A 6,468-nucleotide genomic window follows, 5' to 3' on the forward strand; every position below is an offset into this window, starting at 1 on the left:
TTCCTTTACATCTACAATGAGTATTTATTATAACAGTTTTCGCGTCTAAAATAAGATGTTTCAGCAAAAGGGAATATAACTATCTTTATAATGAGTTCCCAATATAGTCAACGTTTTAACAAAAAGGATATCTGTATTATTTTCTCCTTTTTGCTAACTAATACAGCTTCAAAAAATAGACACAATTGCTACATGCCAATTGTAATTTATTATCTATTCATAATTCTGTTTATTCTGTCTTTCTAAAAATAAAAAAAAATTAGACTCGCAAATATAAACGTTATAATGAGGGCGTCGAGAGGTAACCGATTACCTACGGAGAAAATATCAAACATTTTAAAATTGGACAGACTGAAACGATTAATTGCAGAAAGGTGTGTGACCAGAAGGAGAATTTCTTCAAAATAGTTTAGTAGCAGCGGACATCGTATTAGCTGGTGTAAACAATATCATCAATGCTGACGAAGTATAGGGTTGGAGGATAAATGCCTCGCACATTAAGAGAGACAGCTTTAGGTGGAATCGTTTACAATATAGTGCATCAAGTAAGCGATTCATTTTTAAGAATGGTCTATATTCTTAAGCCTAAAAAGAGACGTAAGAATAGGATACAAGGGGGATTTGTTATATGAATGGGAATACTGCAAAAAAAATAGAATTTCAAGCTGAAAATACTGCAGTGAAAAATGAGGAATATCTAGATCCTAAAAAGTGGCATAAACAAGATACTACCTGGGCATTGAGCCTTTTTGGAACAGCAATTGGAGCAGGAGTACTCTTTTTACCTATTAATGCAGGTTCAGGTGGTTTATTATCATTACTGTTAATTACGATACTTGCATTTCCTGTTATGTATTACTCACATAGGGCACTTGCTAAAATGATATACGCTTCTAATTCTGCTGATGAGGGGATCACAGGTACAATAAGAGAGTATTTTGGAAATAAGGCAAGTATCATTTTTAACATAGTATATTTCGTTTCAATTTATACGATCGTGCTGATGTATTCGGTTGCACTTACAAATACTGCAAGTAGTTTTATCGTGCATCAATTGCACATGCCGGAGCCTCCAAGGGCCATTTTATCTCTTGTATTAGTGCTCGGCCTTATAGCTATACTAAATTTTGGTCAAGATATCATTGTAAAGATAATGAGCATGCTAGTATATCCTTTTATCGTGTCTTTACTTTTTATCTCAATATCTTTAATTCCACAGTGGAATACGTCAATGCTCAGTTTTTCAAGTGTTTCTACTGCTTCAACAGGGACAGGGTATTTTGGAGTGATATTGATGATACTACCAATCATAGTATTCTCATTTAATCATTCTCCTCTGATTTCGTCATTTGTTATAAAACAGAGAGCTACCTATGGAATAGAAGCTACTGATGCCAAATGTGCTCAAATACAAAAAGTTTGTTATATTATGACATTCGTAGTAGTTATGTTCTTTGTTTGGAGTAGTGCACTGAGTTTAACTCCAAAAGATCTTATGATGGCTAAAGAACAAAACTTATCAATTCTATCGTATCTTGCTAATGAGCTTAATTCACCAGTAATCACTATTGCAGCTCCTATCATTGCTTTTGTGGCTATAACTAAGTCTTTCCTTGGCCATTATATAGGGGCATATGAGGTAATGCGTGACGTAATTATCAAGTTTGGTAAAACACGCGGAAAAGCTATCGAAGAAAAAACAGTTAAGACAATGATTCTTGCTTTTGTCGTATTAACATGTTGGTATGTTGCTTATGCAAATCCAAGTATTCTTGGAATCATTGATGCCCTTAGCGGTCCGTTAGTTGCTGCGATCTTATGTCTATTACCAATGTATGCGATTCGTAAAGTACCAGTACTGGCTAAATACAGAGGGAAAATGAGCAATGTATTTGTCATTATTGTAGGTATACTTACTGTCCTAGCAAGTATTAAGTCATTATTCTAATTCGCTATTGTTAGTTCAAGTGCTAAAATAGTGGGATTTGAAAAAAGAATGAAAGAGATTATGGATAAGATAAATCCACATTAGAATATTAAACAAGTAATTTAGTGAGGGTTAAAATCTAATAAAAAAGACATGAACAAAGATTAGTTCATGTCTTTTTTTGTGTTGGCGTTATTCTTAGAAGAGCGTTTAAAGTAGCGGTAACGAATAAAATGTTTTTACTAGGTATTTAAATAGGGGTAACTGGTATCTAGTCAAACTCAATATTATTTTGAGTGTAACTGGTCACTGCTTATGGGCAGTATAAACATAATCTCTCTTTTAAACCTTCTAACACTTCTTCAGGCACTTCCCTGATTTTGATATCCTTACCTAAGAAAAGTAGCCAATTCGTTATTTCTATCAATTCATCGAGATTGTTAACATTGATAAAAGTCTTTAGAATGGCTGTGGATTGGTAAGGATTTGTATAGGAAATAGAAATTTTTATAGGATGGTATTTTTTGAACTGGGCAATCGCTTTTGGACCAAGTTCAAGTACAAGGTTGATTGCTTCGTCCTTCTTACTTAGTTTTTCTGAAATTTTTTTCTTACTTAATCTATTTTTCGTCGTATAGGGTTCGACATTAATGAGATGATCGACAAGAAACATCTTCTTTTTTTCTTCTTTTATGTCAAAGCCTTCAATTATCCAATGGCTTTTTTCTTGATAAAGGTGTAGTAGATAAATTGGATAAGACTTGGTTTCCTCCTCTTCTTTTACGGTAATCAATAAATGGCTATCTAAAAGAAGGATTTGGATGAGTTTTTCTAACATAGGATGGGGGAGGTCAGAAAGCTCAAGTAGGTCAGGATTATGAGGGTTAGTCCCTTCAAAAAGCAAGATTTGATTTAAAAGAACAAGGTCATCTTGCTGGATTTCTGAGATGAGTCCTAGTAGTTTTTCAGCTAGAGACTGACGACTTTTCAAATAGGGAAGTTGTTGATTTCTTGTGGCCATAAAGGCAATAAAAAGAGCTTTGACCTCATTATCAGTAAAGCGAACAACGGGCAGGATAGAGTTATGCATGACAAAATATCCTCCATCCCTTCCAACTTCAGCGACGAGCGGCATCCCCATGGCTTCAATTTCTCTAATGTCTCTAATAGCTGTCGATCGTGAGATGTTAAATTCTCGTATGATTTCAGAAATTGTAAAGTGGGAGCGGTTGTTAATATAGCGCATGATCGTATTAATCCGTTCAACTTTTTTCATGTTGGTCTCCTAAACAGTATCATTTTTTGACATGATTTAAAGATATTATAAACTCATCAAGTGAAAAGATAAATCGTTTGATTAATTTAAAAGTGAGGAAGGTTTTAAATATGAAAAATTATACAATAGAAGAAAAAGATAGCTTTATCGTGTTAGGTATTGGAACTGAACTTAAGAGCCACTATACAGACTTTGCGGGCATAAACAAGGAAAAGGCAGACTTTTGGCTGGCCGTCGAACAAGATGGAAGGTTGGACACTTTAAAAGCTTTAGCTACAAATGATTACATTTTTTCTGTGAGTGAAGCGGTGAATAACAAGATGATGTATTACGCTGGTGTCATGACAGAGGCAACGATACAAGAAGAATCTAGAGTTATCCAGTTTCCGAGGGGAGAATACCTAGTAGTTAAAGGGGAAGGCAATACAGCTGAGGAGCTAAGTAATAAGCTTACTGGTATTGCATTTGGTCAAGCATTAGCAGAAGTAAAAGATTTTTCCTATGTTGGTGGGCCAAATACAACGGTTGAGATGGGGCAGCGAAACGGCTCAGTATTTGGTGAAATATGGATTCCAGTTGTTAGGAAGTAAAGTATTAAAAGGAGAGATGGAATTGTCCGATATCGTTGATTTTAAAAACGTAACTACAGCTGGCATGGAGTCTTCACCTGTAGCAGAAGCACTTGCTGGTTTACGTGCTCATGAAGCACGTTACTTTATGAATAAATACAAGCATGAATTTACGGTTGTACCAGCTGGTGAAAGCGAGAAGACTCTTGATTATGTGAACCGCATTTTGAAAGAAGAACGTGATATTGAGTTTGCGGCAAAACCTTTAGAAACATCGTGTTTTCAAGTGGGAAATATTAAATTTGCCTATGTCTTCTATGAGGATGGTCTTGCAGTCAACGTCATGTATACGCTGGATAACCCAAAGAAGCGGGCTGTTGGATTTAAGCTTTCTGAGGGAATGGAGATACCAACGGAGTTAGTAGAGAAGTTTAAGTTTGCTAGACAGAAGTCTAAACTTGCTGGAACAATTCGAGGTTCGTTTTTTGTAATAAAAGGAGAATATAGTGTAAGTTGAAGAATCAGTCATTTGTTATATTGAGTTATTTTTTAAAAGGCGCTATTAAGGCTAACAATCTTGAATTGGTAGCCTTTTTTTACATAAGTAAATAATATTTACAGTCTGCTACACACTACGTTCTTATAAAATGAAACAAAGGGAAATTACTGTAAGGGGGTGGTGGGGTGAGCAAAAAAAGGCTATTTGAGTTATTCTTAGTAACTTTTGCTTTACTGTTCCTTCATGTAAGTACATTTACTAATGAAAAATTGAACGATAAATTTGGTAACTTTACCTTCTTTGTTGTATTTCTCATGTTTTATATCAACGTTGCATTTGTAGAACGGTATTTTGATGATATACAAAAGTGGATTCGAAATATCATATTTCTTCTTGCCCTGTTAGTAGTAGCTTTAATATCACTATGGATAGGTTACTTTTAAAGCCTTGTGATCAAGAAAGACCCCAGTGAAAAAAATGGAGGACTTTTCATAGTCTTCTAAATACAGTGAACCCCGATAATAATAGGCTATGTTAACCTTATATGAATAGGCATACATTAATCTTTTTTCTCCTCAATCATGATAAAATGGACGATAAGAAATTTATGTAAGATAAAGGGGTGGAAGATTCATGGTCAGTTTTAGCACTTTGCTAGCTTTTGCAATTGTTTCACTTAGTATGGTTTGTTCACCTGGGCCTAACATGATTTATCTCATTTCTCGCTCGATTACGCAGGGGCGTATGGCAGGATTCATTTCTCTTTTGGGTATCATGCTTGGCTTCATAATTTATATAATCGCAACAATGTTCGGACTTACAGCCCTTTTCCTAGCTGTTCCGTCTCTCTATGAAGCAGTTAAGTGGGCAGGTGCTGCTTACTTACTCTGGCTCGCATGGAATTCGATTAAGCCTGGTGCTACATCTATTATGGAACCTCGTACTATTGCTATTGAGCCGCCACGGAAATTATTTTTAATGGGACTTATGACGAATCTGCTGAATCCTAAGATTGCTATTTTGTATGTGTCACTTCTACCTCAATTTGAAGATCCTGAGAAAGGATCGTTGCTTCTACAAGGTGCAGTTCTGGGCTTTACACAAATAACGGTTAGCTTTATAGTCAACCTCCTAATTGTATTTACAGCAAGTAGAGTTGCCAAATGGTTTGGCACACGCCCAACGTGGCTGCGAGTGCAGCGTTGGCTTATGGCAAGCGTCTTGACAGGTCTTGCTGTACGTCTTGCTTTTGAACGTCGACAGTAAGAGTCTTCTTGGGGAAAGTTACTATCTTTTTGGAACGATTGTAAGTGGAATAAGAATGGTATTAAAAATAAAGCCAGCTACTGTATGTTCTTACTTTTACCTAACGTTTTTTCAAAAATGCTAGTAGATGCTGTTTCTTTTTTTAGAGGATACGGTAGGAATACCGTATTTTTTATTATAGGGGAATTTTGTTTTGTTAGCTTGAGAGCAATGTGAAATCTAAAATAATATGATCATATTATTTTAGGTACTTTTTTTATAATATGATCGTATTATAAAAAGGGAGGAGGATATGAGTGCCTAAAATTGTTGATCAAATACAAAGGAAGAATCAGATAGCCACTGCTACTTGGCGTGTAATATTAGAAAAAGGTATTGATAAAGCTTCTATACAGCAAATCGCTGACGAGGCAAACATTTCGGTTGGACTTGTTCAGCATCATTTTTCGTCTAAAAATGAATTAATTCATTATGCAATGAATTTAGTATTGAATCGAATGGAAGAACGGGCAAACACTCGTACAAGTGAATTTAAGGGAACGAAAGAAGAAGCACTTAGAAGATTAATGAAATTTATTATTCCTTCTAATAAAGAAGAAATGTTGGAAGGGAAGGTTTGGATTACATTTCTGGGTATATCCTTTAGTTCTCCAGAACTTATTGAACTTCGGAAGAAAATGGATGACCATACGAGGTATCTTATGGGAATAATTCTAGATTTAATGAGGGATCTAGGATACGTCACACCAGGTCACAATAGAGAATTTGAATTAGAGATACTGTACGGATTTATTGATGGGCTAGTAATTCATGTCCTTCAAACACCAGAATCATATCCAGAAGAAAAAGTAAATCAACTTATTGAGTATTATTTAAAAGAAAAAAAGAGGGATTAATCGCATGAATAAAGTTTTCATTATTATTCTTGTAG

7 protein-coding genes and 1 pseudogene are annotated in these 6,468 nt (G+C 35.2%); 7 read left to right on the forward strand and 1 reads right to left on the reverse strand.

From position 1 onward, the window contains the following. Positions 1 to 324: 324 nt before the first annotated feature. Positions 325 to 482 (forward strand): annotated as a pseudogene (locus AB3X48_RS15600) (L-serine ammonia-lyase, iron-sulfur-dependent, subunit alpha); the annotation flags it as partial. Positions 483 to 628: 146 nt separating this feature from the next. Continuing rightward, positions 629 to 1,948, forward strand: coding sequence for an aromatic amino acid transport family protein (locus AB3X48_RS15605; protein ID WP_002110964.1), 1,320 nt, complete (start codon positions 629 to 631; stop codon positions 1,946 to 1,948). Between the two features lie 292 nt (positions 1,949 to 2,240). Here the strand turns inward: AB3X48_RS15605 and AB3X48_RS15610 are convergent, their stop codons facing one another. Then, positions 2,241 to 3,203 carry a helix-turn-helix transcriptional regulator gene (locus AB3X48_RS15610; protein WP_088099383.1) on the reverse strand — a complete coding sequence of 321 codons (963 nt, stop codon included), beginning with the start codon at positions 3,201 to 3,203 and terminating at the stop codon, positions 2,241 to 2,243. Positions 3,204 to 3,313: 110 nt separating this feature from the next. Here AB3X48_RS15610 and AB3X48_RS15615 point away from each other — a divergent pair, with 110 nt between their 5' ends. From AB3X48_RS15615 to AB3X48_RS15635, 5 genes are all read left to right on the forward strand, one after another. Continuing rightward, the gene (locus tag AB3X48_RS15615; RefSeq protein WP_016105537.1) at positions 3,314 to 3,793 is read left to right on the forward strand and encodes a GyrI-like domain-containing protein; all 480 of its coding nucleotides are present in this window, start codon (positions 3,314 to 3,316) and stop codon (positions 3,791 to 3,793) included. Between the two features lie 22 nt (positions 3,794 to 3,815). Then, positions 3,816 to 4,289, forward strand: a complete 474-nt coding sequence (locus AB3X48_RS15620) for a DUF8821 family protein (RefSeq protein ID WP_503413878.1) — start codon at positions 3,816 to 3,818, stop codon at positions 4,287 to 4,289. 167 nt (positions 4,290 to 4,456) lie between these two features. After that, the gene (locus AB3X48_RS15625; RefSeq protein WP_016091904.1) at positions 4,457 to 4,714 is read left to right on the forward strand and encodes a DUF3963 domain-containing protein; all 258 of its coding nucleotides are present in this window, start codon (positions 4,457 to 4,459) and stop codon (positions 4,712 to 4,714) included. 190 nt (positions 4,715 to 4,904) lie between these two features. Next, positions 4,905 to 5,537, forward strand: a complete 633-nt coding sequence (locus AB3X48_RS15630) for a LysE family translocator (protein WP_002066409.1) — start codon at positions 4,905 to 4,907, stop codon at positions 5,535 to 5,537. A gap of 296 nt (positions 5,538 to 5,833) precedes the next feature. Then, positions 5,834 to 6,433 carry a TetR/AcrR family transcriptional regulator gene (locus AB3X48_RS15635; RefSeq protein ID WP_002066410.1) on the forward strand — a complete coding sequence of 200 codons (600 nt, stop codon included), beginning with the start codon at positions 5,834 to 5,836 and terminating at the stop codon, positions 6,431 to 6,433. The last annotated feature ends 35 nt before the right edge of the window (positions 6,434 to 6,468 follow it).

The sequence above is a fragment of the Bacillus sp. S4 genome (assembly GCF_040838205.1).
Classification (GTDB): domain Bacteria; phylum Bacillota; class Bacilli; order Bacillales; family Bacillaceae_G; genus Bacillus_A; species Bacillus_A cereus_U.

Excerpts from the sequence above, each read along its gene's own strand:
- AB3X48_RS15605 (WP_002110964.1), top strand. The coding sequence starts at position 629 with ATGAATGGGAATACTGCAAAAAAAATAGAATTTCAAGCTGAAAATACT.
- AB3X48_RS15610 (WP_088099383.1), bottom strand. The coding sequence starts at position 3,203 with ATGAAAAAAGTTGAACGGATTAATACGATCATGCGCTATATTAACAAC.
- AB3X48_RS15615 (WP_016105537.1), top strand. The coding sequence starts at position 3,314 with ATGAAAAATTATACAATAGAAGAAAAAGATAGCTTTATCGTGTTAGGT.
- AB3X48_RS15630 (WP_002066409.1), top strand. The coding sequence starts at position 4,905 with ATGGTCAGTTTTAGCACTTTGCTAGCTTTTGCAATTGTTTCACTTAGT.